This is a genomic window from Pseudomonas sp. 6D_7.1_Bac1 (assembly GCF_025465945.1).
In the GTDB taxonomy this organism is placed as follows: domain Bacteria; phylum Pseudomonadota; class Gammaproteobacteria; order Pseudomonadales; family Pseudomonadaceae; genus Aquipseudomonas.
Genome location: NZ_JANLNW010000035.1, coordinates 41,349 through 67,430 on the forward strand (window position 1 = coordinate 41,349; position 26,082 = coordinate 67,430).

The following is a 26,082-nucleotide window of genomic DNA, read 5'->3' on the forward strand; positions in this document are numbered from 1 at the left end:
TTGAAGGCCGCACCCGGCGCATCAGACGGCGAACAACAGGAACTCCCGCTCCCACGAACTGATCACGCGCTTGAAGTTTTCATGCTCGGCCCGCTTGACCGCGACGTAGCCAGTGATGAATTTTTTGCCCAGATACTTCTCGATAGTGGCGCTGTGCTCCATGCGTTCCAGTGCGTCTTCGATGGTCAGCGGCAGACGCAGGTTGCGTCGTTCGTAACCCCGTCCGACCACGGGTGCGCTTGGGGCGATGCCTTCCACCATGCCGATGTAACCGCAGAGCAGGCTCGCGGCAATCGCCAGGTAAGGGTTGGCATCGGCGCCCGGCAGGCGGTTTTCCACCCGACGGTTTTGCGGGCCTGCGTCTGGTACTCGCAGGCCGACAGTGCGGTTCTCTTCGCCCCACTCCACGTTCACCGGTGCCGAGGTATCCGGCAGGAAGCGGCGGAACGAGTTGACGTTCGGTGCGAACAGCGGCAACAACTCGGGGATGAACTTCTGCAAGCCACCGATGTGGTGCAGGAACAGCTCGCTCATGGTCCCGTCTTCATTAGAGAAGACGTTTTTGCCGGTTTCGATGTCGATGATGCTCTGGTGCAAGTGCATTGCACTGCCCGGCTCGCCGGTCATCGGTTTGGCCATGAAGGTCGCGGCCACGTTGTGCTTGAGCGCCGCTTCGCGCATGGTGCGCTTGAACACCAGAATCTGGTCGGCCAGGGACAGCGCGTCACCGTGACGGAAGTTGATTTCCATCTGCGCCGTGCCGTCTTCATGGATCAGCGTGTCCAGATCCAGCTCTTGCAGTTCGCACCAGTCGTAGACGTCTTCAAACAGCGGGTCGAATTCGTTGGCGGCTTCAATAGAGAACGACTGACGACCGGTTTCCGGGCGACCGGAGCGGCCAATCGGCGGCTGCAACGGGAAGTCCGGGTCTTCGCAACGCTTGGTCAGGTAGAACTCCATCTCCGGCGCCACGATCGGCTGCCAGCCCTTGTCGGAATAGAGCTTCAGGACTTTCTTGAGCACGTTGCGCGGCGACAGCTCGATCGGGTTGCCCTGCTTGTCGTAGGTGTCGTGAATCACTTGTGCGGTCGGTTCGATGGCCCACGGCACGAGGAATACCGCGTTCGAGTCCGGGCGGCAGATCATGTCGATGTCGGCCGGGTCGAGCAGCTCGTAATAGATGTCGTCTTCGACATAGTCGCCCGTCACTGTTTGCAACAGCACACTCTCGGGCAGGCGCATGCCTTTTTCGGCAATGAACTTGTTGGTCGGCGAAATCTTGCCACGGGTGATCCCGGTCAGATCGCCAATCATGCATTCGACTTCTGTGATCTTGTGGTCTTTCAACCAATCGGTGAGCTGGTCGAGGTTGTTACTCATAAATGCCTCTGGGCTGAGTGTCCTGATGTCTTTAAAAGTCAGGCGTTGTTTGACGCATCCGCGTCGCGTTGTATTGCCCGCTTGCCGACACGAATCAACGGTAGGGTGGTGGCGTCGCGTGCAGGATCATGAGCAGTTCCCGCCGAACTGGCAGGACCGCTATAGTGAAAAGGTTCTACAGTGGAAGATGAGCCGGTAAACAGGATGCCATCCAGACCGTCAATAATATCGGTCGGATCAAGCCACTCCGCCAGGGACGGAAGGATCAACGGCAGGCCCTTGGCAGCGGTGGCCACTGCGCGGACGTACTTATCGCCAGTGATGTGATAAGCATGCAAACCGATCTGCCTGGAGCAGACGGCGACGCCGATTAACGGCAGGCGAGACATGAAGCACCCCGGTATTATTGCTGTTATGGGTTTGATTCGAGCTTAGCGTTGTTCATTTTTTTACACAACACCCCCGTAAAAAATACAACACGCCCCGCTCAAGCCTGCGGTCGTCAAAGACCTCGAAGGCATAAAAACGCCCCAAAGCGCCTCAAAAATGCCCTTCGAGCGCTTTTTTAGGGCAAAAACGGCCTCGCTTGACTTCGGCATGCCGTTCGGGTTGACTGGAATCTGAAAAGATCAATGATTGATATTTTTAACAACAAAGGTGTTGCATCATGTCGGTACCCCCGCGTGCCGTTCAGCTTAACGAAGCGAACGCGTTCCTTAAGGAACATCCTGAGGTTCTGTACGTTGACCTTCTGATTGCGGATATGAATGGTGTGGTGCGCGGCAAGCGCATCGAACGCACCAGCCTCCACAAGGTTTACGAGAAAGGCATCAACCTGCCGGCCTCTCTATTTGCTCTGGATATCAATGGCTCGACGGTGGAAAGCACCGGCCTGGGTCTGGATATCGGTGATGCTGACCGAATCTGCTATCCAATCCCCGATACCCTGTGCAATGAACCCTGGCAGAAGCGCCCGACCGCGCAACTGCTGATGACCATGCACGAACTTGAAGGTGAACCTTTCTTCGCCGACCCACGCGAAGTCCTGCGTCAAGTCGTGACCAAGTTCGATGAACTGGGTCTGACCATCTGCGCCGCATTCGAGCTTGAGTTCTACCTGATCGACCAGGAGAACGTGAATGGCCGGCCACAACCTCCGCGCTCGCCGATCTCCGGCAAACGTCCGCACTCGACTCAGGTGTACCTGATCGACGACCTCGACGAATACGTCGACTGCCTCCAGGACATCCTGGAAGGTGCGAAAGAGCAAGGCATCCCTGCCGACGCGATCGTCAAGGAAAGTGCTCCGGCGCAGTTCGAAGTGAACCTGCACCACGTTGCCGACCCGATCAAGGCCTGCGATTACGCGGTACTGCTCAAACGTCTGATCAAAAACATTGCCTACGACCATGAGATGGACACCACCTTCATGGCCAAGCCTTACCCGGGCCAGGCAGGTAACGGTCTGCACGTCCATATCTCGATCCTTGATAAAGACGGCAAGAACATTTTTGCCAGTGAGGATCCCGAGCAGAACGCCGCACTGCGTCACGCGATCGGCGGTGTGCTCGAGACCCTACCGGCGCAGATGGCGTTCCTCTGCCCGAACGTTAACTCGTACCGTCGTTTCGGCGCACAGTTCTACGTACCGAACTCGCCGTGCTGGGGCCTGGACAACCGTACCGTGGCGATTCGCGTACCGACAGGCTCTTCCGATGCCGTCCGTATCGAACACCGCGTTGCCGGCGCCGACGCCAACCCGTACCTGCTGATGGCTTCGGTATTGGCAGGCGTGCACCACGGCCTGGTCAACAAGATCGAACCTGGCGCACCGGTTGAAGGCAACAGCTACGAGCAGAACGAGCAGAGCCTGCCGAACAACCTGCGTGATGCACTGCGCGAGCTGGACGACAGCGAAGTCATGGCCAAGTACATCGATCCGAAATACATCGATATCTTTGTCGCCTGTAAAGAGAGCGAGCTGGAGGAGTTCGAACACTCCATCTCCGACCTCGAGTACAACTGGTACCTGCACACCGTGTAAGCGGCTGTAGCAAAAAAACAACGCCGCAGGCCTCATCGCCTGCGGCGTTTTTTTTATGGCCGCCTTCGGCGGATCGCGAGCAGGCTCGCTCCCACACTGGATAAGTGTTGAACACAAATGTTGTGTACACAGAAGATCCCCCTGTGGGAGCGAGCCTGCTCGCGAAGGCGGCCGAGAAGACAACACACAACTCGCCTCGTACAATGCCCGCTGCCCTGCAGGAGACTTCAATGACGCGCCCCGCCCCCCTTCGCAAACCCCGCGCACGCAGCCAGGCCCGGATCGACTCGATACTCGACGCCGCCCGTACGCTGCTGGCTGCCGAGGGCGTGGCCAGCCTGTCGATCTACAGCGTGGCCGAACGCGCCGAGATCCCGCCGTCATCGGTCTACCATTTCTTCGCCAGCGTCCCGGCCTTGCTTGAGGCCCTGACCGCCGACGTCCACAGTGCTTTTCGTGCCTGCCTGCAAGCGCCGATCGAAGTCGGCTCGCTGAGTGGCTGGCGTGATCTGTCGCGACTGGTCGAGCAACGCATGCTCGCCATCTACAGTGAAGACGCCGCCGCCCGCCAACTGATCCTTGCTCAGCACGGCCTGACCGAAGTGACCCAGGCCGACCGTCAGCACGACATCGAGCTCGGCGACCTGATGCACAAACTCTTCGATCAACATTTCGAACTGCCGGCACTGCCCAAGGACGTCGATGTGTTTGCCCTGGCCATGGAACTGGGCGACCGCGTCTATGCGCGTTCGGTGCAACAACACGGGCAGATCACCCCGCGCATGGCCGAGGAAGGCATGCGGGTGTTCGATGCTTATCTGGGACTGTATCTGCCGCCGTATCTACCCAAGCGCGCTATTCCAGCCTGAGTTCTTTGTTGGTTTCTCCGGCCTCATCGCGAGCAGGCTCGCTCCCACATTAGATCTCCAGTGAACACAGATTTTGTGTACAGCAGAAATCCCCTGTGGGAGCGAGCCTGCTCGCGATGGCCGCACCACTGATTCCATGACAGGCACACATGGAACAACCCCGAAGGGCTCAAGCCGTCCGGGGCTGTGTGTGACACATCGATCACAACTTGGCGATCGATACCTCGGTGGATTTCACGAAGGCGATCACTTCGCTGCCGATCACCAGTTCCAGCTCTTTGACCGAGCGCGTGGTGATGACCGAGGTAACGATGCCGGACGCTGTCTGAACATCGATTTCCGAGAGCACGTCGCCTTCGACGATTTCCTTGATGGTGCCTTTGAACTGGTTGCGAACGTTGATGGCTTTGATCGTCATGATGGTGATTCCTGTTGTTGGGAGAACGTTGAATCAGTGAGCCCAGCGCAATTGCGTGGGCAAGGGTGAAACGGGTTCGGGTTCCGGCGGTGCGCCCGGCAGTGACAGCACGCGGTTGAGGACTTCGGTTTCCAATGCCGCCAGTCGATGCGAACCGCGCACCCGAGGGCGCGGCAGTTCAACGTGCAGGTCAAGGCCGATTTCGCCTTCTTCGATCAGCAACACCCGGTCGGCAATCGCCACCGCTTCGCTGACGTCGTGGGTCACCAGCAATACGGTAAAACCGTGCTGTTGCCAGAGGCGTTCGATCAGTTGCTGCATTTCAATCCGGGTCAGCGCATCCAGTGCGCCCAGCGGCTCATCGAGCAACAGCAAACGCGGCTGATGGATCAGCGCCCGTGCCAGTGCCACTCGCTGCTTCTGCCCACCGGACAATGCCGCCGGCCATTCATCGGCGCGATCCGCCAGGCCCACCGCTTCCAATGCGTTCAACGCCTGCTGGCGCCAATGGCCCTTGAGCCCGAGGCCAACGTTGTCGATGACCTTTTTCCACGGTAGCAATCGCGCTTCCTGGAACATCAGCCGCGTATCTTCCCGCGCCTCGCTGAGCGGGGCGGAACCGGCCAACAGTTCGCCGTCCGTTGGCGAGTCGAGGCCGGCGAGCAAGCGCAGCAGGGTACTTTTGCCGCAGCCGCTGCGCCCTACCACCGCCACGAACTGACCGGCCGGAATGTGCAGATCGATCTCGCGCAGCACCTGCCGCGCACCAAAGGTTTTTTGCAGTTTGCGCACCGCCAGCGGAATCCCGCGCAGCAGGCGTGGAGGTTGTTGAGCCGTCATGCTGCACCGCCCTTGGTCACTTGATAGGCCGGATGCCAGCGCAACCAGACCCGCTCCAGACCACGGGCCGCGAGGTCGGCCAATTTGCCGAGCACCGCATACAAAACAATCGCCAGCACCACCACGTCGGTCTGCAAGAACTCTCGGGCATTCATTGCCAGGTAGCCGATGCCGGAGCTGGCAGAGATGGTTTCAGCGACGATCAGGGTCAGCCACATGAAGCCCAGGGCAAAGCGCACGCCCACCAGAATCGAAGGCAGTGCGCCCGGCAAAATCACCTGACGGAACAGGCTGAAACCGGACAAGCCGTAACTGCGCGCCATCTCCACCAAGGCCGGGTCGACATTGCGGATGCCGTGGTAAGTGTTGAGGTAGATCGGGAACAACGTGCCCAGCGCCACCAGAAAAATCTTCGCCGACTCATCGATGCCGAACCACAGGATCACCAGTGGAATCAGCGCCAGGTGCGGCACGTTGCGGATCATCTGCACGGAACTGTCGAGCAGGCGTTCGCCCCATGTCGACAGACCGGTGATAAAGCCCAGTGCCAGACCGATGCCGCCGCCAATCACAAAACCAATGCCGGCGCGCCAACCGCTAATGGCCAGGTGTTTCCAGATTTCGCCGCTGCGCACCAGGCTAACGCCCGCCTCGATCACCGCACTGGGCGCGGGCAGAATCCGCGTCGACAACCAGCCCGACGACACCGACAACTGCCACACCACCAGCAACAGCACCGGCAAGGCCCAAGGTGCGAGGCTGTGGATAAGCTTTTCCCTTTTCATCGCGCGCCTCAGCTCTGGGACGCGGCTTTGGGAAGAATGTCGTTGGCGACCATCTCGCCAAACGGGCTGACGTAACCGGCGCTTTTCGGCAACTCCGGGCGCTCGATGTCGAGGTGCGGGAACAGCAGCTCCGCGACCCGATACGACTCTTCCAGATGCGGGTAGCCGGAGAAGATAAAAGTGTCGATGCCCAGGTCCGCGTATTCCTTGACCCGCGCCGCCACGGTCGGACCGTCGCCGACCAGCGCCGTACCGGCACCGCCACGCACCAGACCGACGCCGGCCCAGAGGTTCGGGCTGACTTCGAGGTTGTCGCGACTGCCGCCGTGCAGCGCGGCCATGCGCTGCTGGCCGACCGAGTCGAAGCGCGCCAACGAGGCCTGAGCGCGGGCAATGGTTTCGTCGTCCAGATGGGAGATCAATCGGTCCGCCGCTTGCCAGGCTTGCGCGTTGGTTTCACGGACGATCACATGCAAACGAATACCGAAGCGCACGGTACGTCCAAGCTTCGCGGCTTTGGCCCGCACTTGTTCGATCTTCTCGGCGACGGCGGCCGGCGGCTCACCCCAGGTCAGGACCATTTCGACCTGTTCGGCGGCGAGATCCTGAGCGGCTTCCGAAGAGCCACCGAAGTACAGCGGCGGACGCGGTTGCTGAATCGGCGGGTAGAGCAATTTCGCGCCCTTCACGCTGATGTGCCGACCCTCGTAATCGACCGTCTCGCCTTCAAGCACCCGACGCCAGATCCGGGTGAACTCCACCGAGGCCTGATAGCGTTCTTCGTGACTGAGGAACAATCCATCGCCGGCCAATTCTTCCGGATCGCCACCGGTCACCAGGTTGAACAGCGCACGCCCACCGGACAATCGATCCAGGGTGGCCGCCTGACGCGCGGCCACCGTCGGGGAAATGATCCCGGGGCGCAACGCGACCAGAAACTTCAAACGCTGGGTCACCGGAATCAGCGACGCGGCTACCAGCCACGAGTCTTCGCAGGAGCGGCCAGTGGGAATCAGGACCCCGCCGAACCCCAGACGATCCGCCGCTTGGGCGACCTGCTGCAAATAACCGTGATCAACGGCGCGGGCGCCTTCGGCAGTGCCAAGGTAATGGCCGTCGCCGTGAGTAGGCAGGAACCAGAAAATGTTGAGGCTCATGGAGTGGTCTCCTAAGGAAATCGAATTACGGCGCAGTGGCAACGGCTGCCGGTGGCGTCCAGATCACGTCTTTGATGCTCAAGGGTTTGGGGATCAACTTGAGCTGGTAGAAGCTGTCGGCGATTTTCTGCTGGGCCGCTATCACTGGCGGCGTGAGGAACTGTGCGCCGTAGCCTTGGCGTTTCACCACGCTCAAGGTGATGTCTGCCGGTAAACCGAGCAGCGGTGAAACTTGTCTGGTCACATCGATAGGGTTGGCTTTGGACCACTCGCCGATGGCGCGAATTTCTTCCACCAAGGTTTTGATCACGGCCGGATGTTTTTCGGCGTAAGGCTTGGTCGCCAGGTAGAACTGATGGTTGTCGACGATGCCGCTGCCATCACGCAGGGTGCGTGCTTGCAGTTGCTGTTCGGCGGCGGCCTGGTAAGGGTCCCAGATCACCCAGGCATCGACGCTGCCACGTTCGAACGCCGCGCGGGCATCGGCTGGCGGCAGGAATACGGTTTGAATGTCGGTGTACTTGAGGCCGGCGTCTTCAAGGGCGCGCACCAGCAGGTAGTGCACGTTGGAACCTTTGTTGAGGACGACTTTCTTGCCCTTGAGGTCCTGCACCGATTTGATCGCCGAATCCTTGGGCACCAGGATCGCTTCGCTGTGGGGCGCGGGCGGTTCGTAGGCGACGTAGAGCAGATCGGCACCGGCGGCCTGAGCGAAGACCGGCGGGGTTTCGCCGGTCACGCCGAAATCGATCGAGCCGACGTTCAGTCCTTCGAGCAGCTGTGGGCCACCGGGGAACTCAGTCCATTGCACGTCGACGCCTTGGGCGGCAAGACGCTTTTCCAACGAACCGTTGGCTTTGAGCAGCACCAGGGTGCCGTACTTTTGATAGCCGATTCGCAAGGTCTCGGCCGCTTGAGCTTGAACAATAACGCCGAAGGACACAGCCGCAGCAAACAGAGCGACCAGACCACGACGCAAAATGACAGGGCGCATGGCGCTCTCCTTTGCTTCGAGATTTGAGTTGCACCTGCTCGCCCGTTAGCGGACCAGTAAGGTGGGAATTACTTGATCAAATGCTCCAGCGAGCACTCAACAAACGATCATTCAACAGGTTCGGGTCCAGCGGCTTGGGCCGGCGGGCCATGGCACTGAAGAACTGCTCCAGTGCTTCGTTCAAACGTTGCTCCAGCGGTGGCGCCAACTGCGCCTGGGCACTGCCTTCGCCGTAAGCGATCTGGCTGTCTTCGGCGAAGATCCCATGGAGTATTTCCTGGGCCTTCAACGCCGACAGCACCGGCTTGAGCGCGTAATCCACAGCCAGCATGTGGGCGATGCTGCCGCCAGTGGCCATGGGCAATACAACCTTGTGGCTCAGGCCGCGTTCGGGCAGCAGGTCCAGCACGGTTTTCAGCGCGCCGGAAAACGACGCCTTGTAGACCGGCGTGGCGATCAACACGCCATCGGCGTTTTCAATCTGTTGCAGCAGGTCGATGACCTTCGGGCTGTCGAAGCGTGCGTGCAGCAAATCTTCGGCCGGGAAGTCCCGTACCTGGTAACTCACCACTTCTACGCCTTGTTGCTGCAACCAGCGTCGGGAGCGATCCAGCAGCACCCCGGAGCGGGAGCGTTGGCTGGGACTTCCTCCTAGTGAAACGACCAGCATGCGGCAATTCCTTAAACGTTCCTGGCGATTCGCAGTGCGCGATCTCGCGACGATGAGCAGACCTTAACAGCTGATTTATATATCCTTAAATCATATTTGTTCATTTGTTTATTCTATAAATGCATATACGTGAAGGCTTTTTCCTGACGAAAAAAAGGCCGTCGAAACGGCCTGAACTCCCCTGCTTTGTGGATACCTTTGAAGCTGTTGCGTCTGGCAGACCGCTATCGCGAGCAGGCTCGCTCCCACAGAGTTTTGTGTCTGGCTCAAAATCTGTGGTCAGGCCAAATCCACTGTGGGAGCGAGCCTGCCCGCGATAGCGATTTAAGCCACACCAAAAATATCAATGGCTCACTTGTTGGGCTGTGGCGTCAGCCGCAGGTACGGTTTCACCGCGCGGTAGCCTTTGGGGAATCGCTTGTTGATTTCGTCTTCATCCTTGAGCGACGGCACGATCACCACTTCATCACCGTCCTGCCAGTTGGCCGGGGTGGCCACTTTGTAGTGGTCGGTGAGTTGCAGCGAGTCGATCACCCGCAGGATCTCGTGGAAATTGCGACCGGTGCTGGCCGGATACGTGATGGTCAGGCGAACCTTCTTGTTCGGATCGATCACGAACAGCGAACGCACGGTCAGGGTGTCGTTGGCGTTCGGATGAATCAAATCATAGAGGTCGGAGACCTTGCGGTCGGCGTCAGCGAGGATCGGGAAGTTGACGACGGTGTTCTGGGTTTCGTTGATGTCTTCGATCCACTTGTGGTGCGAGTCCACCGGGTCGACCGACAGCGCGATGGCCTTGACGCCGCGCTTGGCGAATTCATCCTTGAGCTTGGCGGTAAACCCCAGCTCCGTGGTGCACACCGGTGTGAAGTCCGCCGGATGGGAAAACAGCACGCCCCAGCTATCGCCCAGCCACTCATGAAAACGGATGATGCCGGCGCTGGAATCCTGTTCGAAATCGGGGGCAATGTCGCCCAGTCTGAGGCTCATGGTGCTGCTCCTGGTGAGTGCGTGATGAGCCTACTGTGCCTAGTGTCGTGAATTATTAAAAAGAATATATATCGATTTATTTAGATCTAAAAAGAATATTAAAGATCTGTTCACTGGACGCAAACACGAGCGAAGACCACTCTTGGAACCAAGGTTCGAGAAGGCCTTGAGTTGCTGTAAAGAGGGAAGTGAAGGAGGGTCTGCGGGGGTGGGCCCGACTTGAAACACAAAAGCCCCGCCAGGCTTGCGCCGGGCGGGGCTTTTTTAAACAGGCTTACAAGCGCCTGGTATTACAACAGCGGGATCGAGTAGCTGACGATCACACGGTTTTCGTCCTGGTCGCGCTGACCTGGAATGTCGTTGCGCCACATAGCGTTTTTCCACGCCACGCCCAGGTTCTTCAGTGGGCCTTGTGGAACCACGTAAGCCAGGGTCAGGTCACGTTCCCACTCGCTGGTGCCGTAGCCGCCAGTCAGAGTCTGAGTGCTGCCGACTTTGCCAGCGGTGTCGATGTTGCTGCCACGCAGGTAGATGATGCCAGCGGTCAGGCCTGGAACACCCACGTTGGCGAAGTCGTAAGCGTAGCGAGCTTGCCAGGTACGTTCACCGGCGCGGGCGAACTTCTGGATCTGCATGTCGGTGATGGTGCTGTTGGACGAACCGTCACCCTGGTTCAGCCAAGGGAAATCACTCTGGCCGTTGCTGTACTGGTAACCGCCACCGAAGGTGTGACCTGCAACGGTGTACAGAGCCAGGTAGCTGTACAGGTTGTTGTCGACCTTGCCTTTGGTAGTGTTAGCCAGAGGACTGTTGTCCGGGTAGTAGCCGGTGGTGAAGTAGTTCTTGTCGCTACCGTTCGCACCGTCGTCGCGGCTGCGGTAGTAACGCAGGTCACTTTTCAACACGCCAGGACCGATGGACCAGTTGTGCACCAGGCCCAGGAAGTTCTGCTTGTAGAAATCTTTCAGGTTGCCGTAGTAGTACGAGGCCGTCAGATCCTTGGTGATCTTGTAGTCAGCACCACCGTAGTAGAACTTGTTGGAGAACTTGCCCGCGTCGTAGTTGGAACCACCGTTGGCACCGGCGAGGGACAGGCCTTCGTCGTTGCTGGAGTTACGCCCTTTGGCCTCGTTGACCTCACCGGCAGTCAGGGTCAGGTCCTTGATCTCGTTCGAGACCAGCTCGCCGCCTGTGAAGGTTTGCGCCAGCATACGACCGTCGTTGTACTTGATGACCGGGTTGCTAGGCTGCAGGGTGCCGATTTTCAGCACGCTCTGCGAAACCTTGACCTTGCCGGTCAAGCCCAGGCTGGCGAAATCGTTGACGGCTTCGTTGCCCTGGCTCGGGAACACGGTGCCGCCGGAGAGGGTACCGGTAGGGTTACCGTGTTTCTCCGGGCTGGAATCCAGTTTCACGCCGTACTGACCAATGGCATCAACACCGAAGCCAACTGTACCTTCGGTGAAACCCGAGGTGAAGTTGAGCTGGAAGCCCTGACCAGTCTCTTCCATCTTGCTAGGGGCTTTTGCAGCTTTGGTATCCGAATCGCGGTTATCGGTGTTGATGTAGAAAGTACGCAGACCCAAGGTCGCCTTACTGTCTTCGATGAAACCGGCGGCGCTTGCCTGCTGCGCCAAAACCCCTACGGCCACAGCCAGGGCCAAGGTGGACTTATTCATGTTTCGCTCCTCTACGTTTCTAATTTTTTGTGCACCTTGGTCCAAGGTCTGGCGCCCCGGTTCCCACAGATGCGCGATTAGCGCAAGACCGTGATTGATAAGTCAATCGTAAGCAGTCGTGTCTACGACCTTGGTCTAATCGCAGTGTTTGGTCCGTTCAGGTTAATGACTTCCTCATAAACCCGAAAAGAACTGTTTCGTAATTTTTCATACCATTATGGAATATAGCTCAGCACGCCTCAACCAAGCCGCATGCTGGGGTATCGGCCTATGAGCTAATTCCTAAATGGTATTTACAGACGCTTTTTTAGCTCCATTCGTGCTTACGTACTCTTCATACGTCAATCACGATCAAATAAGCGACGCCATCATGGCGAAACGTACATCTTCCCGTCAAATTGTTACAGTTTGTATATCGTAGTAGATATTTTGCCGCCCGTCGGCTGAACACCACAACGGGCAGCAAAACGACAGCACTGATCGGCGCACGCTCCTGTAAAAGCCTGCACTCTGTCAGTGCCCGGGGCGAAGTCTAGATTCATCAGGTTACAGAGTCTTTTCGAAGATCTTCGAATTACGCTGATAGTTGTACAGCGAGGCTCGCGCCGATGGCAGGCGCTCGACACTGCTGGGCACAAAGCCGCGTTCACGGAACCAGTGCGCAGTGCGGGTGGTGAGGACGAACAGGGTGTTGAGCCCTTGAGCACGCGCCCGGGTTTCAATCCGTTCCAGCAGCTCATCACCACGGCCGCCATGCCGGTACTCCGGATTCACCGCCAGACAGGCCAGTTCCCCGGCATCCGAGTCGGCAATCTGATACAACGCCGCGCAGGCGATGATCATGCCTTCGCGCTCGACCACGCTGAACTGCTCGATTTCGCGCTCCAGCACCTCGCGGGAACGACGCACCAGAATCCCCTGCTCTTCCAGCGGGCTGATCAAGTCCAGCAAACCGCCGACGTCTTCAATAGCCGCTTCGCGCACCAATTCGAATTGTTCCTGGGCTACCAGCGTGCCGCCACCGTCACGGGTGAAGAGTTCGGTCAGCAGCGCGCCGTCTTCGGCATAACTGACAATATGGCTGCGGCCGACACCACCACGGCAAGCTTCGGCTGCAGCATCCAGCAGTTCCGCCTGATAGTTGCCGCCCAGACGCTGCAAGTGCGCGGGCACCTGCTGCGGACGCAGTTCACGCACCAGACGGCCGTTCTCGTCAATCAGCCCCAGATCTGCGCCGAACAGCAACAGCTTGTCGGCACCCAGCTCAATGGCAGCACGGGTGGCGACGTCTTCGCAGGCCAGGTTGAAGATTTCCCCGGTCGGCGAGTAGCCCAGCGGCGAGAGCAGCACGATGGAACGCTCGTCCAGCAGGCGGTTGATACCCTTGCGGTCGACCCGACGCACTTCGCCTGTGTGGTGATAGTCGACACCTTCGAGCACACCGATCGGCCGTGCGGTCACCAGGTTGCCGCCGGCCACCCGCAGACGCGAGCCCTGCATCGGCGAGGACGCCATGTCCATCGACAAGCGTGCCTCGATGGCAATGCGCAGTTGACCCACCGCGTCGATCACGCACTCCAGGGTCGCGGCATCGGTGATGCGCATCCCGTGGTGGTAATGCGGGGTCAGGCCGCGCGCGGCAAGGCGGGTTTCAATCTGCGGACGCGAACCGTGAACCAATACCAGCCGCACACCCAGGCTGTGTAACAGCACCAGGTCGTGGACGATATTGCCGAAGTTCGGGTGCTCGACGCCGTCGCCGGGCAGCATGACGACGAAGGTGCAATCGCGGTGAGCATTGATGTAAGGGGAAGCGTGACGAAGCCAATTAACGTATTCGGGCATAACACCTGCGCCTGTAATAAATAGCAGCCGAAAATAGGACGAAGCAAAACGCACAGCGGGCTGATGGTTATCGTCGGAACAGGCTTGGCGACACGCGCGCTCTCCTCATGAATACGGGTTCAATGCCCCGGGATTAAGCCGGGGTCAGGCAGTAATGTTCGATCAGTTGACGCAAGAGCTGCACAGTAGGCTGCAAACGTGACATTTCAAGGTATTCCCCCGGTTGGTGGGCGCAGGCGATATCGCCAGGGCCAAGCACCAGCGTCTCGCAGCCAAGACGCTGAAGATAAGGCGCTTCGGTGCCGAACGCTACTGCTTCGGCGAGGTGGCCGGTGAGTTTTTCAGCAACCCGCACCAGCTCCGAGTCCGCCGCCTGCTCGAACGGTGGCACTTCGGGAAACAGCGGAGCGTAGTCAATTTTCACCTGATGGAGCTCGGCGACCGGTTCAAGTTTCTGCCGGATCGCCGCGCGCAACGCGTTCGGGTCCATACCCGGCAAGGGCCGCAGGTCGAACTCCAGCGAGCACTGGCCGCAGATCCGGTTCGGGTTATCACCACCATGGATGCAGCCGAAATTCAGTGTCGGTTGCGGCACGCTGAACTGCGGATTGCGAAACTCGCGCTGCCATTGCAGACGCAAGCCGCGTAACTCGCCCATCGCATCGTGCATGGCTTCCAGCGCGCTGTGGCCCAGGCTCGGGTCGGACGAATGGCCGCTCTGGCCGAGAATGTCGATGCGCTCCATCATCACGCCTTTGTGCAGGCGGATCGGCTTGAGCCCCGTCGGCTCACCGATCACCGCCGCCCTGCCCAGTGGCCGACCAGCGGCGGCCAACGCCCGGGCGCCAGACATGGAGCTTTCTTCATCGCAGGTGGCGAGAATCAGCAGCGGTTGCTTGAAGGGTTTATCCAGTAGCGGCAGCACGGCTTCGATGGCCAGCGCGAAGAAGCCCTTCATGTCGCAACTGCCGAGGCCGACCCAGCGGCCGTCGACTTCGGTCAGTTTCAGCGGATCGGTCTGCCACAGGGCGCCGTCGAACGGCACCGTGTCGCTGTGCCCGGCCAGTACCAGGCCACCGGGGCCAGAGCCGAAGCTGGCGAGCAGGTTGAATTTACCGGGGCTGACCTGCTGGATATCGCAGGAAAAACCCAGATCGCCGAGCCAGGTCGCCAGCAGGTCAATGACCGCGCGATTGGATTGATCGAGGTTCGGTTGGGTACAGCTGACGGACGGTGCGGCGATCAGCGCAGCGAACTGTTCTTTCATGGACGGCAAAGGCATCGCTGACTCCCAACTCCCGAATTGAAGTCCATCATAGAACCATCTGGCGACAGGAATAAACCGTCGCGGCGCGTAGGTTTAGTGAGTGCTGTACACTGCACGGCCTTGGCAGCCACACATTCCCCCGGCTGCGCTCCCGATCCTGGATTTTCCGGCCATGCAGAAAGAAACCGAAATCAAACTCCGCGTCAGCCGCGAAACCCTCGCCGCCCTGCGCGAGCACCCGTTACTGAAAAAACGCAACAAAAGTGGCTGGGAACGCCGTGAATTGATGAACCAGTACTTCGACACGCCAGAGCGTGACCTGGCCCGCGCCAAGGTTGCCCTGCGCCTGCGCCGCGATGGCGAAGAAGTGATTCAAACCCTCAAGACCCGTGGCCACAGCGTTGCCGGTCTGTCCGAGCGTCATGAATACGACTGGAACCTGCCCAAAGCCAAGCTCGACGTGAAGAAACTCGACGGCGAATGCTGGCCCGAAGAGCTGGCCGAGCTGGACAAGAAAACCCTGAAGGCGATTTTCACCACCGACTTCGTACGCGAGCGCGCCGAAATCGCCTGGGGCCGTGGCAAGACCAAAGTGGTCATCGAAGCCGCGCTGGACCTGGGCCACGTGATTGCCGGCAAGCAGAAAGAAGAAATCTGCGAGCTGGAACTGGAGCTGCGCGAAGGCGAGCCTGCGGCATTGCTGGAACTGGCCGCCGAGCTGGCCGCGACCCTCGCACTGATGCCGTGCGACATCAGCAAGGCCGAGCGCGGCTACCGCCTGTTCGACGCCAACAGCTATTCGTTGAGCCTGCCGGCGCCGGTAGTGACCTTTGAGCTGCCGCTGGACGACGCTTTCGCCGCGCTGAGCTGGCACTTGCTTGGCAGCAGCCAGCGTCTGGCCGAGCAATATCGCTTCAACGGCCACTGGCGTTTGCTGCAGGACTGGGTCGAAAACCTGGCTGAATTGCGCGCGTTGATCGGCAGCCTCGGTCAAGCCGCTCCGCGTCAATCGACTCACGACTTGCGCGTGGCGCTGGACGCCTTGCTGGAAGACTGGCGCCCGCTGGTTCAAGCCGGCCAGGACGACGAAGACGTGCGCAAAGCCGCGCCGGAACAGTTCCTCGAAGAACTGGAAGACCCGCGCTGGGGCCTGTTCTCCCTGAACACCTCGCGCTGGTTGCTGGCCCGCACCTGGGCTGCCGATCGCAACGTCCGCGGTAATCGCCAGGGCGCTGCGCAACTGGGCAACTGGTTGCCGCGTCTGCTGGGTGAAGAAGCTACATCCCTGCAATTGCAGCGTTATCAGCAACAGCCGGAAGACCTGGCCGAGCAACTGCCGCGTATCGAACGCATCCAGGCCTGGCTGCACCATGCCCGCAACGTGCTGGACATCCCGGAAATGGATCGCCTGTACGGTGAATTGAACAAACTCGCGCAACTGGCCAACGAACCGATCACCGACGAAGCGCTGGATGCACGCAAGCAGCAGGCGATCGCGGTGTATCAGAACCGCGCGTGGAAGATGTTGCTGCGTATGTAACACCGCCATCGCGAGCAAGCTCGCTCCCACATATGATCTATGGCGTTCACAAATAGTGTGTTCACAGAAGATCCAGTGTGGGAGCGAGCCTGCTCGCGATGAGGCCCGCACATTCACCGCAAGACTCTACCCCCGCAACACCGGCAAACTCGTCGTGGACTTGATTTCCGACAAAGCCACGATCGAGTTGACCTCCTGAATCCCCGGTACCATCGACAGCTTCTCGAAGAAGAAGCGCTCATAGGCTTCGATGTCCGCCGTGACGATCCGCAGCAAGAAATCCACCGCGCCCATCAGCACATAACACTCCAGCACCTCCGGAAAACCGCGAATCGCCTCGGTGAATTCGGTGAAGTTCGAACGCCCGTGAGCGTTGAGTTTGATCTCGGCGAAGATCTGCGTGTTGAGGCCGATTTTCTTGCGATCGAGCAAGGTCACTTGCCCGCGAATAACGCCCTCCTCCTTCATCCGCTGAATGCGCCGCCAGCACGGCGACTGTGATAACCCGACCTGCTCGGCAATCTGCGCACTGGACAGCGAGGCGTCCTCTTGCAGCAACGCCAGAATTCGTCGGTCGTACGCGTCAAGTTCGCTATGCATAGAAAAACCTGTAAATACACAACTTAAGAATTGATCAATTCGAATTAACGCCAATCTACCTCATCATAGATAAGAAATACCCCGCACCGAATGTAAAAATTTCTCCAATGATTTGGAGACCGACCATGCCCCCGCTCGAAGCCGTCCGCAACACGCCAACCCGCGCCGATGTGTGGAACGTCAGCAATGCCCACTGCCGCGTGCACTACCAACTGCTGGCCGAGGCCGAACCGGACGTGTTGTGCCGGGCGCTGAACCTGTTTGCGTTACAGTTTCTGGTCCCGCAGCAGGTCAATGTGCTGCGCCGGGACGACCTGCTGTCGATCGATATCGTCATGGACGGATTGAGCTGGCACCGTGCCCAGGTGATCGCGGAAAAATTACGTAACCTGATCAGCGTGTGCTCGGTGGAGCTGCAAGCGGCTGATTCGCAATGGGTTCAAGCTGCGCAGGCAACCGGCTGAAGCACCCCTGCAAAACCTCGCAACGATGAATCAGGCGACGGTCGAACGGTCGGCCTTTGTGGGGACTATTCTTGGCATCTGTGGTTAGAGACACCCCGTCTAAACCGCTCGCTGCAGGATAGTTTCCATAAGGAGCCCGGATGCCCGTTCAACTCGCCACTCAGGATCGCTGGCTGGATCTCAATGACCTGCTACGTGAACTGGTCGCCCAGGGCTTCATCAGCCAGGACTCGGCCGAGCACGCGCTGACGACCCGCCGCAATGCCAGCAACAGCCAGTTGCACCCGCTGGAATTTCTGGCCAGCCAACACCTCGACGACCTCAGCCGCCCCGGCAAACGCCTGGATCTGGAAAGCCTGACCCTGTGGCTCTCGCAGCAGGCCGGTCAGCCTTATTTGCGCATCGACCCGCTGAAAATAAATGTCGCGCAAATTACCCCGCTGATGTCTTACGCCTTTGCCCAGCGCCACAAGATTCTCGCGGTATCGATCGACCGCGACGCCGTCACCGTGGCCAGTGCGCAGCCTTATGTGCGGAGCTGGGAAGCAGACCTGACTCACGTTCTACAACTGCCAATCAAACGTGTGGTGGCCAACCCGGCGGACATCCAGCGCTTCAGTGTGGAGTTCTTCCGCCTGGCCAAATCGGTCAGCGGCGCGACCAACGCCGATCAGCACATGAACACCCTGGGCAACTTTGAACAGCTGCTCAACCTCGGCGCCAGCGACCAGGAGCCGGACGCCAACGACGCACATATCGTCAACATCGTTGACTGGCTGTTCCAGTACGCCTTCCAGCAGCGCGCCAGTGATATCCACATCGAACCGAGGCGCGAGCAAGGCACGGTGCGTTTTCGCATCGACGGTGTGTTGCACAACGTCTATCAATTTCCACCGCAGGTGACCATGGCGATTGTCAGTCGCCTGAAAAGCCTGGGGCGGATGAACGTCGCGGAAAAACGTAAACCCCAGGACGGCCGGGTCAAGACCAAGACCCCGGACGGCGGTGAAGTGGAGTTGCGGCTGTCGACGCTACCCACCGCGTTCGGGGAGAAAATGGTCATGCGGATCTTCGACCCGGAAGTGCTGCTCAAGGACTTCGACCAGCTTGGATTTTGCGCAGAGGACCTGCGCCGCTGGCAGGACATGACCCGCCAGCCCAACGGCATCATTCTGGTCACCGGCCCGACCGGTTCGGGCAAGACCACCACGCTCTACACCACACTGAAAAAGCTCGCGACGCCAGAGGTCAACCTCTGCACCATCGAAGACCCGATCGAGATGGTCGAGCCGGCGTTCAATCAGATGCAGGTCCAGCACAACATCGACCTGACCTTTGCCAGCGGCGTGCGCGCACTGATGCGACAAGACCCGGACATCATCATGATCGGCGAGATCCGCGACCTCGAAACCGCCGAAATGGCCATTCAGGCAGCGCTCACCGGGCACCTGGTGCTGTCGACCCTGCACACCAACGACGCGCCAAGCGCCATCAGCCGCTTACTGGAACTCGGCGTGCCGCATTACCTGATCAAAGCCACCTTGCTGGGGGTCATGGCACAACGTCTGGTCCGCACCCTGTGCCCACATTGCAAGGCGCCGCTGACCCTGGGCGAAGACGACTGGCAAACCTTGACCCGCCCCTGGCAAGCACCGCTGCCGAGTAACGCCCAGAGTGCCATTGGCTGCCTGGAATGCCGCGACACCGGTTATCGCGGACGCGCCGGGGTCTACGAAATCATGCAACTGACTGACAGCATCAAAGCCCTGATCAACCCCGACACCGACCTGCTCGCCGTACGCCGTCAGGCATTCAAGGAAGGCATGCGCAGCCTGCGGCTGTCGGGGGCACAAAAAGTGGCGACGGGGCTGACAACTATCGAAGAGGTGCTGCGGGTGACGCCGCAGAGTGAGCAGAAGTAATCGGTGCCCGGCAAGAGTTCACGCCGCTACACTCAAGCCTGCACCTTCATTGACTGAACAGGGATTTTCCATGCAAATCGGTAGCGTACTTTTACTTTTCCTCGGCCTTGTCGTCGCCATTCTGTTCATGGGTTTCAAGGTCGTGCCTCAGGGTTACCAGTGGACGGTCGAGCGTTTTGGCCGGTACACCGACACCCTCAAGCCTGGCCTGAATATCATCATCCCGGTGATGGACCGCATCGGGCGCAAGATCAACGTGATGGAAAACGTGCTGGATATTCCGCCGCAGGAGGTCATCACCGCCGACAACGCCACGGTGCAGATCGATGCCGTGTGCTTCTTTCAGGTGGTCAACACGGCTCAGGCGGCTTACGAGGTGAACAACCTTGAGCACGCCATTCGCAACCTGCTGCAAACCAACATCCGCACGGTGCTGGGCTCGATGGAACTGGACGCGATGCTCAGCCAGCGCGACGCCATCAATGAAAAACTGCTGCGCACCGTCGATGAAGCCACCGCGCCGTGGGGCATCAAGATTACCCGGATCGAGATCAAGGACATCAGCCCGCCAGCCGACCTGATGGCGGCAATGTCCGGGCAAATGAAAGCCGAGCGGATCAAACGCGCGCAAATCCTCGAAGCCGAAGGCCTGCGAGCCTCGGCGATTCTCACCGCCGAGGGCAAGAAGCAGGCGCAGATTCTCGAAGCTGAAGGTAGCCGTCAGGCAGCGTTCCTGGAATCCGAAGCCCGCGAACGCCAGGCCGAAGCGGAGGCCCGTGCAACCAAGGTCGTGTCCGAGGCAATTGCCAGCGGCAACGTGCAGGCGGTGAACTACTTCGTCGCGCAGAAATACATCGACGCCCTGGGCAAGCTCGCCTCGGCCAACAACAGCAAAGTGATCCTGATGCCGCTCGAAGCCAGCCAGGTGATCGGCGCTGTCGGCGGTATCGGCGAGATCGTCAAGGCTACGTTCGATAGCAAGAAGGCTTGAGGCGCGACCTATGTGGGCATTCCTGCAACATTTATCGTTCTGGGACTGGCTGGCGCTGGGTACGATCCTGTTGATTCTCGAGATATTCGGCGCTGGCGGTTATCTATTGTGGGTCGGCCTCGCCGCGGCGGCGGTGGGCGTGCTGACGTTCCTGATTCCAGGTTTGCTGTGGGAGTTGCAGTTCCTGCTGTTCGGCTTGCTGTCGATCCTCACCGCCCTGTACTGGTGGCGACGCCAGCGCAGCGCGATGCGGGCCAGCGACCAGCCGAACCTCAACCTGCGCGGGCAGGAACTGATCGGCAAGGTCTTTGTGGTGCATCAGGCGATTGTAAATGGCCGCGGCAAAATCAAGGTCGCCGACGGCGTCTGGATGGCCAGGGGACCTGACGCTCCTGCGGGCTCCAGGGTTCGCGTCACGGGGCTGGACGGGGTGGTTATCCTGGTTGAGCACGCCGATTGAACGCTATGGAACTCGTTTGGGGTATTGGCAATCCAACCTGCCAGAAATCCCACTGGAGTCACCCGCAATGCGTTTTAAACTTGCTGCCGCTACCCTTGCCTTGCTTTCCCTGTCTGTAGGTTCAGCAATGGCCCATGATCATGATGGCATCTTGCGAGAAGTTATTTCCTCAGGTGCGACCACCGCGTCCACCTACCTGACCTCCAGGGATCACAAGCTGGTCGTTGCCGCCCAGGACGACGCCAGCAGTTTCGTAGCCAGTGACGGCAATATTCGTGGTCCGTACCTGGAATCTGCAATGCAGAAAGTTCGTGCGGACAACCCAGGTTTGAAGGCTACTGACATGGAACTGGCCAACGCGATCCTGGCCAAGAACGCGGTCGCCCCGGAATAATTTTGTTGTTGTAAAAATGCGATCCATTGTGGGAGCGAGCTTGCTCCGGGCGGCGATCCGACGATGACGGTGTAACAGTCAGCAAAAATGTTGAATGTTATGACCCCATCGCGAGCAGGCTCGCTCCCACATTTGATTTGCGCCTCATCAAACCCGTGCATGTCAGCGGTATTCATCCACCGGCACGCAGGCACAAAACAGGTTGCGATCCCCGTAAACGTTGTCCACGCGGTTCACCGTCGGCCAGTATTTATGCAGCCTGGTGTGCGCGTCAGGGGTGACCGCTTGCTCGATGCTGTAGGGCCGATCCCAGACGCCGATAATGTCCGCCAGGGTATGGGGCGAGCGCTTCAGCGGATTGTCTTCGGGAGACCAGTTGCCATTCTGCACTTCTGAAATTTCCGCACGGATGCTCAGCATCGCGTTGATAAAGCGATCCAGCTCAGCCTTGGACTCGCTTTCGGTGGGCTCGACCATCAACGTTCCCGGCACTGGGAAAGACATGGTCGGCGCATGGAAGCCGTAATCCATCAGCCGCTTGGCAACGTCTTCTTCGCTGATGCCGGTCAGTGCCTTGAGCGGCCGCAAGTCGAGGATGCATTCGTGGGCCACCCGCTCGTTGCGCCCGGTGTAGAGCACCGGGAAGGCACCGGACAAATGCTTCGCCAGGTAGTTGGCCGAGAGAATTGCCACCTCGCTGGCATCGGCCAGTTGCGGCCCCATCATCGCGATATACATCCAGCTGATCGGCAAAATGCTCGCACTGCCCCAAGGCGCCGCGCTGACCGCACTATTCTGCGGATCAGGTCCCTCGATCGGCACCACCGGGTGATTGGCCACGAACGGTGCCAAATGCGCGCGCACACCAATCGGCCCCATCCCCGGCCCGCCTCCGCCATGGGGAATGCAGAAGGTCTTGTGCAGGTTCATGTGCGAAACATCAGCGCCGATATCCGCCGGGCGAGCAAGCCCGACCTGCGCATTGAGGTTGGCGCCGTCCATGTACACCTGGCCACCGTGACTGTGGATAACTTCGCAGATTTCGCTGATGCCCTCTTCGTACACCCCATGGGTCGAAGGGTACGTGGCCATCAGGCAGGAAAGCTTGTCGCCGGCAGCGGTCGCCTTGGCTTTCAGGTCATCGAGGTCGACGTTACCGGCATCGTCGCAGTCGACGATCACCACCCGCATCCCGGCCATCTGCGCCGACGCCGGGTTGGTACCGTGGGCTGACGCGGGAATCAGACAGATGTCGCGCGCACCTTGCTGACGGCTTTCATGGTATTTGCGGATCGCCAGCAACCCGGCGTATTCACCTTGGGCGCCGGAGTTGGGCTGCATGCAGATCGCATCAAAACCGGTGATCGCGCAGAGCCAGCGCTCCAGTTCGCTGATCATCAGCGAGTAGCCCACCGCCTGCTCTTTCGGCGCAAAGGGGTGCAGGTTGGCGAATGCCGGCCAGGTGATCGGGATCATCTCGCTGCTGGCGTTGAGTTTCATGGTGCAGGAACCCAGCGGGATCATCGACTGGTTAAGCGCCAGGTCCTTGTTTTCCAGTTGCTTGAGGTAGCGCAACATCTCGGTTTCGCTGTGGTGGGCGTTGAACACCGGGTGGCGCAAATACGGTGTGGCCCGCAACAAGCCGTCGGGAATGCCGGAGTTCAGTACTTCGCCATCCAGCTCGGCCACATCAAGCCCATGATCGGTGCCCAGGAACACATCGAACAGCTTCGCCACGGTGCGTTCATCGCAGCTTTCGTCGAGACTCAAACCCAACTGCCCACGCCCGAGAATCCGCAGGTTGATCTGCGCCGCACTGGCGCTTTCGATGATTGCGGTCTGACTGCCGCCGACCTCCAGGGTCAAGGTGTCGAAAAAGTGCTTGTTGAGCCGGGTAATGCCGTTGCGCTCAAGCCCGGCAGCGAGGATGCAGGTCAGACGGTGTACCCGTTGAGCAATCCGCTTGAGCCCCTGCGGGCCGTGGTAGACCGCGTAAAAGCTGGCAATGTTCGCCAGCAGGACCTGGGCCGTGCAGATATTCGAATTGGCCTTCTCGCGGCGGATGTGTTGCTCGCGGGTTTGCAGGGCCATGCGCAGCGCGACGTTGCCGCGAGCATCTTTCGATACGCCGATGATCCGCCCGGGAATCGCCCGCTTGTATTCATCGCGGCTGGCAAAAAACGCCGCGTGAGGGCCGCCATACCCCATCGGTACGCCAAAACGCTGGGACGATCCAAACACCACATCAGCGCCCTGCTCACCCGGTGGCGTCAGCAGCAACAGACTCAGCAGATCCGCCGCAACACAGGCCAGCGCCTGCTGCGCATGCAAGTGGTCGATCAACGGGCGCAGATTGCGGATTTCACCGTGGGTATCGGGATACTGCAGCAGTGCGCCAAACACCTGATGCTGTTTCAAGTTATCCACAGCGTCGACGATCAGCTCGATACCAAACCCTTCGGCGCGGGTCTGCACCACGGAAATGGTCTGTGGATGGCAGTGTTCGTCGACGAAGAACAGATTGCTTTTCGACTTGGCGACGCGCTTGGCCAGTGCCATGGCTTCGGCCGCCGCCGTGGCTTCGTCGAGCAACGAGGCGTTGGCCAGTTCCAGGCCCGTGAGGTCGATGGTCAGTTGCTGGAAATTGAGCAATGCTTCGAGCCGACCCTGGGCAATCTCTGGCTGATACGGGGTGTAAGCGGTGTACCAGCCGGGATTTTCCAGCACGTTGCGCAAGATCACCGCAGGCGTCAGAGTGCCGTGGTAACCCATGCCGATCAGGCTGGTAAAGACCTGGTTCTGTTCGGCATAGCCTCGCAGCTTCGCCAGCGCGGCTTCTTCATCGAGCGCTGGCGGCAAGTCCAGTTCGCGGTTGAGGCGGATTCCCGGCGGCACCGTCTGCTCGATCAGCTCGACACGGCTGCCGAGCCCGAGGCTGTCGAGCATCGCCTGCTGCTCGGCGATATCCGGCCCCAAGTGCCGCCGCAGGAAGGCATTCGGGTCTCGTAACTGGCTCAAGGATGGCAACTGGGACATGACGGGCTCTCTCTTGAATGGCGCTCAACGTCGATGCAACACGATCAAAGCAGCATAGCTTCCCCTGCGCGGACGGCATGGCGTCTTTGCGCAATCAGGCTCATCATGTGCGGCGCATATAACTACCGTCAGCCAATCGGGTGCACTGATTCTCATGAGCCAACTGCCTTTTCTACCGTTTTCCAAACCTACTATCGATGAAGCCACAATTGCCGCTGTCGGCGATGTCTTGCGCTCCGGCTGGATCACCAGCGGACCCAAGGTCCAGGCGTTCGAAGCCCAGCTCTCGGAGTTTTTTGGCGGTCGCCCGGTGCGCACGTTCAACTCCGGGACCTGCACCATGGAGATTGCCCTGCGCATCGCCGGAATCGGTGCCGGTGACGAAGTCATCACCACGCCGATCTCCTGGGTCGCCACGGCCAACGTGATTCTCGAAGTCGGCGCCACCCCGGTGTTTGCCGACATCGACCCGATCACTCGCAACATCGATCTGGACCAACTCGAAGCGGCCATTACCCCGCGTACCAAGGCAATCATCCCGGTGTACCTCGCCGGTTTGCCGGTGGACATGAGCCGCCTGTATGCAATCGCGAAGAAACATGGTCTGCGCATTGTCGAAGACGCCGCCCAGGCGCTGGGTTCAAGCTGGAACGACCTGCGCATCGGCGCTACGGGCGACTTCGTGTCGTTCAGCTTCCAGGCGAACAAGAACGTCACGTCCTCGGAAGGTGGCTGCCTGGTACTGAACAATGCCGAAGAAGTGCGGCTGGCCGAGAAGTATCGCCTGCAAGGCGTAACCCGCACTGGTTTCGACGGCCTGGACGTCGATGTGCTGGGTGGCAAATTCAACATGACCGACGTCGCGGCCGCCATTGGCCTGGGCCAATTCGCGCACATTGACGCCATCACCGCTCACCGCCGCGAACTGGCCAAGCATTACTTCGCCTGTTTCGGCAGCGATTTCGAGGCCAAATACGGTGCGCAGCTGCCACCGGCGGACTTCACCAACAGCAACTGGCACCTGTTCCAACTGGTGTTGCCAGAGCGCAAGGACGGCAAACCGGCCCGCGCGACGTTCATGGAGCAAATGCAGGAACTGGGCGTCGGCATCGGCTACCACTACCCGCCGATCCACCTGCTGAGCCTTTACCGCGAACGCGGTTTCAAGGAAGGCATGTTCCCGGTGTCCGAGCGTGTCGGTCGCCTGATCGTTTCGCTGCCGATGTTCTCGGCCATGAGCAAAAGCGACGTAGAACGTTCAGTTGCTGCGGTGAAGACCGTGCTGCAAAACGCGTAAATCGCGCCCACAAAAAAGCCTCGATCACTCGAGGCTTTTTCGTTTCTGACAGCAATTACTCGCCGATGGCGTTCTTGTAGCCAGTAGGGTCGAGCAACTTGTCCAGTTCAGAGGTATCACTTGGCTCAAGCTTGAAGAACCAGCTGTCATATGGCGCGCTGTTGACCAGTTCCGGGCTGTTGGCCAATTCTTCGTTAACGGCAATGACCTTACCGGAGACCGGCGAGTAGATGTCCGAAGCGGCCTTGACCGACTCGACTACGCCCGCCGCATCGCCGGCAGCGAACACCTTGCCGATTTCCGGCAGCTCGACGAACACTACATCACCCAAGGCTTCCTGAGCATGGTCTGAAATACCGACTTTTACGCCGCCATCTTCATCCAGACGGGCCCATTCGTGACTTTCGGCAAAACGCAGGTCGACAGGGATTTCGCTCATG

The 26,082-nt window shown here is 59.5% G+C and carries 23 protein-coding genes and 1 pseudogene; 9 read left to right on the top strand and 15 right to left on the bottom strand.

All coding sequences use genetic code 11. The features are described 5' to 3' along the window. Positions 1 to 21: 21 nt before the first annotated feature. The gene (locus NTD87_RS09485) at positions 22 to 1,380 is read right to left on the bottom strand and encodes a glutamine synthetase family protein (protein WP_262113481.1); all 1,359 of its coding nucleotides are present in this window, start codon (positions 1,378 to 1,380) and stop codon (positions 22 to 24) included. A gap of 74 nt (positions 1,381 to 1,454) precedes the next feature. After that, positions 1,455 to 1,769 (bottom strand): annotated as a pseudogene (locus tag NTD87_RS09490) (gamma-glutamyl-gamma-aminobutyrate hydrolase family protein); the annotation flags it as partial. A 278-nt stretch (positions 1,770 to 2,047) separates the two neighbouring features. Between NTD87_RS09490 and NTD87_RS09495 the strand changes: the two are divergent. Continuing rightward, positions 2,048 to 3,424: a glutamine synthetase family protein gene (locus NTD87_RS09495; RefSeq protein WP_071552890.1), complete on the top strand. Its 1,377-nt coding sequence runs from the start codon at positions 2,048 to 2,050 to the stop codon at positions 3,422 to 3,424. Between the two features lie 230 nt (positions 3,425 to 3,654). Further along, positions 3,655 to 4,293 carry a TetR/AcrR family transcriptional regulator gene (locus NTD87_RS09500; protein WP_262113482.1) on the top strand — a complete coding sequence of 213 codons (639 nt, stop codon included), beginning with the start codon at positions 3,655 to 3,657 and terminating at the stop codon, positions 4,291 to 4,293. A 202-nt stretch (positions 4,294 to 4,495) separates the two neighbouring features. Here the strand turns inward: NTD87_RS09500 and NTD87_RS09505 are convergent, their stop codons facing one another. The 10 genes from NTD87_RS09505 to argE all read right to left on the bottom strand — a co-directional run bounded on the left by NTD87_RS09505 (position 4,496) and on the right by argE (position 14,953). Further along, the gene (locus NTD87_RS09505; protein WP_003213899.1) at positions 4,496 to 4,711 is read right to left on the bottom strand and encodes a molybdopterin-binding protein; all 216 of its coding nucleotides are present in this window, start codon (positions 4,709 to 4,711) and stop codon (positions 4,496 to 4,498) included. Positions 4,712 to 4,744: 33 nt separating this feature from the next. Further along, positions 4,745 to 5,551 (bottom strand): aliphatic sulfonates ABC transporter ATP-binding protein, encoded by an 807-nt coding sequence (ssuB, locus tag NTD87_RS09510; protein ID WP_262113484.1) that lies wholly within the window; start codon positions 5,549 to 5,551, stop codon positions 4,745 to 4,747. Continuing rightward, entirely contained in the window at positions 5,548 to 6,336 is a 789-nt protein-coding gene (gene ssuC / locus NTD87_RS09515) for an aliphatic sulfonate ABC transporter permease SsuC (protein ID WP_262113487.1), read from the bottom strand. Before ssuC ends, ssuB begins: the two co-directional genes overlap by 4 nt. Positions 6,337 to 6,344: 8 nt before the next feature. Next, positions 6,345 to 7,493 carry an FMNH2-dependent alkanesulfonate monooxygenase gene (gene ssuD, locus NTD87_RS09520; RefSeq protein WP_262113488.1) on the bottom strand — a complete coding sequence of 383 codons (1,149 nt, stop codon included), beginning with the start codon at positions 7,491 to 7,493 and terminating at the stop codon, positions 6,345 to 6,347. A 25-nt stretch (positions 7,494 to 7,518) separates the two neighbouring features. Then, positions 7,519 to 8,487: a sulfonate ABC transporter substrate-binding protein gene (locus NTD87_RS09525; protein WP_262113489.1), complete on the bottom strand. Its 969-nt coding sequence runs from the start codon at positions 8,485 to 8,487 to the stop codon at positions 7,519 to 7,521. A 76-nt stretch (positions 8,488 to 8,563) separates the two neighbouring features. Beyond that, positions 8,564 to 9,157 (bottom strand): NADPH-dependent FMN reductase, encoded by a 594-nt coding sequence (gene ssuE, locus NTD87_RS09530; RefSeq protein WP_262113491.1) that lies wholly within the window; start codon positions 9,155 to 9,157, stop codon positions 8,564 to 8,566. A 351-nt stretch (positions 9,158 to 9,508) separates the two neighbouring features. Further along, on the bottom strand, positions 9,509 to 10,147 hold the full coding sequence (locus tag NTD87_RS09535; RefSeq protein ID WP_262113493.1) for a peroxiredoxin: 639 nt from the start codon (positions 10,145 to 10,147) through the stop codon (positions 9,509 to 9,511). 290 nt (positions 10,148 to 10,437) lie between these two features. Continuing rightward, positions 10,438 to 11,826 (bottom strand): OprD family porin, encoded by a 1,389-nt coding sequence (locus tag NTD87_RS09540; RefSeq protein ID WP_262113495.1) that lies wholly within the window; start codon positions 11,824 to 11,826, stop codon positions 10,438 to 10,440. A 546-nt stretch (positions 11,827 to 12,372) separates the two neighbouring features. Continuing rightward, positions 12,373 to 13,671 (bottom strand): amino-acid N-acetyltransferase, encoded by a 1,299-nt coding sequence (argA, locus tag NTD87_RS09545; protein WP_262113497.1) that lies wholly within the window; start codon positions 13,669 to 13,671, stop codon positions 12,373 to 12,375. 133 nt (positions 13,672 to 13,804) lie between these two features. Then, positions 13,805 to 14,953 (bottom strand): acetylornithine deacetylase, encoded by a 1,149-nt coding sequence (argE, locus tag NTD87_RS09550; protein ID WP_262113500.1) that lies wholly within the window; start codon positions 14,951 to 14,953, stop codon positions 13,805 to 13,807. A gap of 157 nt (positions 14,954 to 15,110) precedes the next feature. On the opposite strand from argE, the gene NTD87_RS09555 reads away from it, so the two are divergent. Further along, complete coding sequence (locus NTD87_RS09555) at positions 15,111 to 16,478, top strand: inorganic triphosphatase (RefSeq protein ID WP_262113502.1); 1,368 nt, start codon at positions 15,111 to 15,113, stop codon at positions 16,476 to 16,478. 126 nt (positions 16,479 to 16,604) lie between these two features. On the opposite strand, the gene NTD87_RS09560 is transcribed toward NTD87_RS09555, so the two are convergent. Continuing rightward, complete coding sequence (locus NTD87_RS09560; RefSeq protein WP_123426265.1) at positions 16,605 to 17,078, bottom strand: Lrp/AsnC family transcriptional regulator; 474 nt, start codon at positions 17,076 to 17,078, stop codon at positions 16,605 to 16,607. A gap of 125 nt (positions 17,079 to 17,203) precedes the next feature. On the opposite strand from NTD87_RS09560, the gene NTD87_RS09565 reads away from it, so the two are divergent. The 5 genes from NTD87_RS09565 to NTD87_RS09585 all read left to right on the top strand — a co-directional run bounded on the left by NTD87_RS09565 (position 17,204) and on the right by NTD87_RS09585 (position 21,309). Then, a complete protein-coding gene (locus NTD87_RS09565; RefSeq protein WP_262113505.1) occupies positions 17,204 to 17,542 on the top strand; it encodes a hypothetical protein in 339 nt (112 codons plus the stop codon). 140 nt (positions 17,543 to 17,682) lie between these two features. Next, positions 17,683 to 19,464 (top strand): GspE/PulE family protein, encoded by a 1,782-nt coding sequence (locus NTD87_RS09570; protein WP_262113506.1) that lies wholly within the window; start codon positions 17,683 to 17,685, stop codon positions 19,462 to 19,464. 70 nt (positions 19,465 to 19,534) lie between these two features. Next, positions 19,535 to 20,455, top strand: a complete 921-nt coding sequence (locus NTD87_RS09575) for an SPFH domain-containing protein (protein ID WP_262113507.1) — start codon at positions 19,535 to 19,537, stop codon at positions 20,453 to 20,455. Positions 20,456 to 20,465: 10 nt separating this feature from the next. Then, complete coding sequence (locus NTD87_RS09580; RefSeq protein ID WP_262113508.1) at positions 20,466 to 20,915, top strand: NfeD family protein; 450 nt, start codon at positions 20,466 to 20,468, stop codon at positions 20,913 to 20,915. A gap of 67 nt (positions 20,916 to 20,982) precedes the next feature. Beyond that, positions 20,983 to 21,309 carry a DUF2388 domain-containing protein gene (locus NTD87_RS09585; RefSeq protein WP_262113509.1) on the top strand — a complete coding sequence of 109 codons (327 nt, stop codon included), beginning with the start codon at positions 20,983 to 20,985 and terminating at the stop codon, positions 21,307 to 21,309. Positions 21,310 to 21,471: 162 nt separating this feature from the next. Here the strand turns inward: NTD87_RS09585 and gcvP are convergent, their stop codons facing one another. Further along, complete coding sequence (gene gcvP, locus NTD87_RS09590; RefSeq protein WP_262113511.1) at positions 21,472 to 24,345, bottom strand: aminomethyl-transferring glycine dehydrogenase; 2,874 nt, start codon at positions 24,343 to 24,345, stop codon at positions 21,472 to 21,474. Positions 24,346 to 24,499: 154 nt separating this feature from the next. Between gcvP and NTD87_RS09595 the strand changes: the two genes are divergently transcribed. Then, complete coding sequence (locus tag NTD87_RS09595; protein WP_262113513.1) at positions 24,500 to 25,642, top strand: DegT/DnrJ/EryC1/StrS family aminotransferase; 1,143 nt, start codon at positions 24,500 to 24,502, stop codon at positions 25,640 to 25,642. Between the two features lie 55 nt (positions 25,643 to 25,697). Here NTD87_RS09595 and gcvH read toward each other — a convergent pair whose 3' ends face one another. After that, complete coding sequence (gene gcvH / locus NTD87_RS09600) at positions 25,698 to 26,081, bottom strand: glycine cleavage system protein GcvH (RefSeq protein WP_262113514.1); 384 nt, start codon at positions 26,079 to 26,081, stop codon at positions 25,698 to 25,700. Between the last annotated feature and the right edge of the window lies 1 nt (position 26,082).

What these genes read in the sequence shown, in the direction of transcription:
- NTD87_RS09585 (WP_262113509.1), top strand. Translation starts at nt 20,983, where the DNA reads ATGCGTTTTAAACTTGCTGCCGCTACCCTTGCCTTGCTTTCCCTGTCT.
- NTD87_RS09540 (WP_262113495.1), bottom strand. Translation starts at nt 11,826, where the DNA reads ATGAATAAGTCCACCTTGGCCCTGGCTGTGGCCGTAGGGGTTTTGGCG.
- gcvH (WP_262113514.1), bottom strand. Translation starts at nt 26,081, where the DNA reads ATGAGCGAAATCCCTGTCGACCTGCGTTTTGCCGAAAGTCACGAATGG.
- ssuC (WP_262113487.1), bottom strand. Translation starts at nt 6,336, where the DNA reads ATGAAAAGGGAAAAGCTTATCCACAGCCTCGCACCTTGGGCCTTGCCG.
- NTD87_RS09565 (WP_262113505.1), top strand. Translation starts at nt 17,204, where the DNA reads ATGCCCCCGCTCGAAGCCGTCCGCAACACGCCAACCCGCGCCGATGTG.
- argA (WP_262113497.1), bottom strand. Translation starts at nt 13,671, where the DNA reads ATGCCCGAATACGTTAATTGGCTTCGTCACGCTTCCCCTTACATCAAT.
- ssuD (WP_262113488.1), bottom strand. Translation starts at nt 7,493, where the DNA reads ATGAGCCTCAACATTTTCTGGTTCCTGCCTACTCACGGCGACGGCCAT.
- NTD87_RS09485 (WP_262113481.1), bottom strand. Translation starts at nt 1,380, where the DNA reads ATGAGTAACAACCTCGACCAGCTCACCGATTGGTTGAAAGACCACAAG.
- NTD87_RS09500 (WP_262113482.1), top strand. Translation starts at nt 3,655, where the DNA reads ATGACGCGCCCCGCCCCCCTTCGCAAACCCCGCGCACGCAGCCAGGCC.
- argE (WP_262113500.1), bottom strand. Translation starts at nt 14,953, where the DNA reads ATGCCTTTGCCGTCCATGAAAGAACAGTTCGCTGCGCTGATCGCCGCA.
- NTD87_RS09505 (WP_003213899.1), bottom strand. Translation starts at nt 4,711, where the DNA reads ATGACGATCAAAGCCATCAACGTTCGCAACCAGTTCAAAGGCACCATC.
- NTD87_RS09495 (WP_071552890.1), top strand. Translation starts at nt 2,048, where the DNA reads ATGTCGGTACCCCCGCGTGCCGTTCAGCTTAACGAAGCGAACGCGTTC.
- NTD87_RS09535 (WP_262113493.1), bottom strand. Translation starts at nt 10,147, where the DNA reads ATGAGCCTCAGACTGGGCGACATTGCCCCCGATTTCGAACAGGATTCC.
- NTD87_RS09570 (WP_262113506.1), top strand. Translation starts at nt 17,683, where the DNA reads ATGCCCGTTCAACTCGCCACTCAGGATCGCTGGCTGGATCTCAATGAC.
- ssuE (WP_262113491.1), bottom strand. Translation starts at nt 9,157, where the DNA reads ATGCTGGTCGTTTCACTAGGAGGAAGTCCCAGCCAACGCTCCCGCTCC.
- NTD87_RS09560 (WP_123426265.1), bottom strand. Translation starts at nt 17,078, where the DNA reads ATGCATAGCGAACTTGACGCGTACGACCGACGAATTCTGGCGTTGCTG.
- gcvP (WP_262113511.1), bottom strand. Translation starts at nt 24,345, where the DNA reads ATGTCCCAGTTGCCATCCTTGAGCCAGTTACGAGACCCGAATGCCTTC.
- NTD87_RS09555 (WP_262113502.1), top strand. Translation starts at nt 15,111, where the DNA reads ATGCAGAAAGAAACCGAAATCAAACTCCGCGTCAGCCGCGAAACCCTC.
- NTD87_RS09525 (WP_262113489.1), bottom strand. Translation starts at nt 8,487, where the DNA reads ATGCGCCCTGTCATTTTGCGTCGTGGTCTGGTCGCTCTGTTTGCTGCG.
- NTD87_RS09575 (WP_262113507.1), top strand. Translation starts at nt 19,535, where the DNA reads ATGCAAATCGGTAGCGTACTTTTACTTTTCCTCGGCCTTGTCGTCGCC.
- NTD87_RS09595 (WP_262113513.1), top strand. Translation starts at nt 24,500, where the DNA reads ATGAGCCAACTGCCTTTTCTACCGTTTTCCAAACCTACTATCGATGAA.
- ssuB (WP_262113484.1), bottom strand. Translation starts at nt 5,551, where the DNA reads ATGACGGCTCAACAACCTCCACGCCTGCTGCGCGGGATTCCGCTGGCG.
- NTD87_RS09580 (WP_262113508.1), top strand. Translation starts at nt 20,466, where the DNA reads ATGTGGGCATTCCTGCAACATTTATCGTTCTGGGACTGGCTGGCGCTG.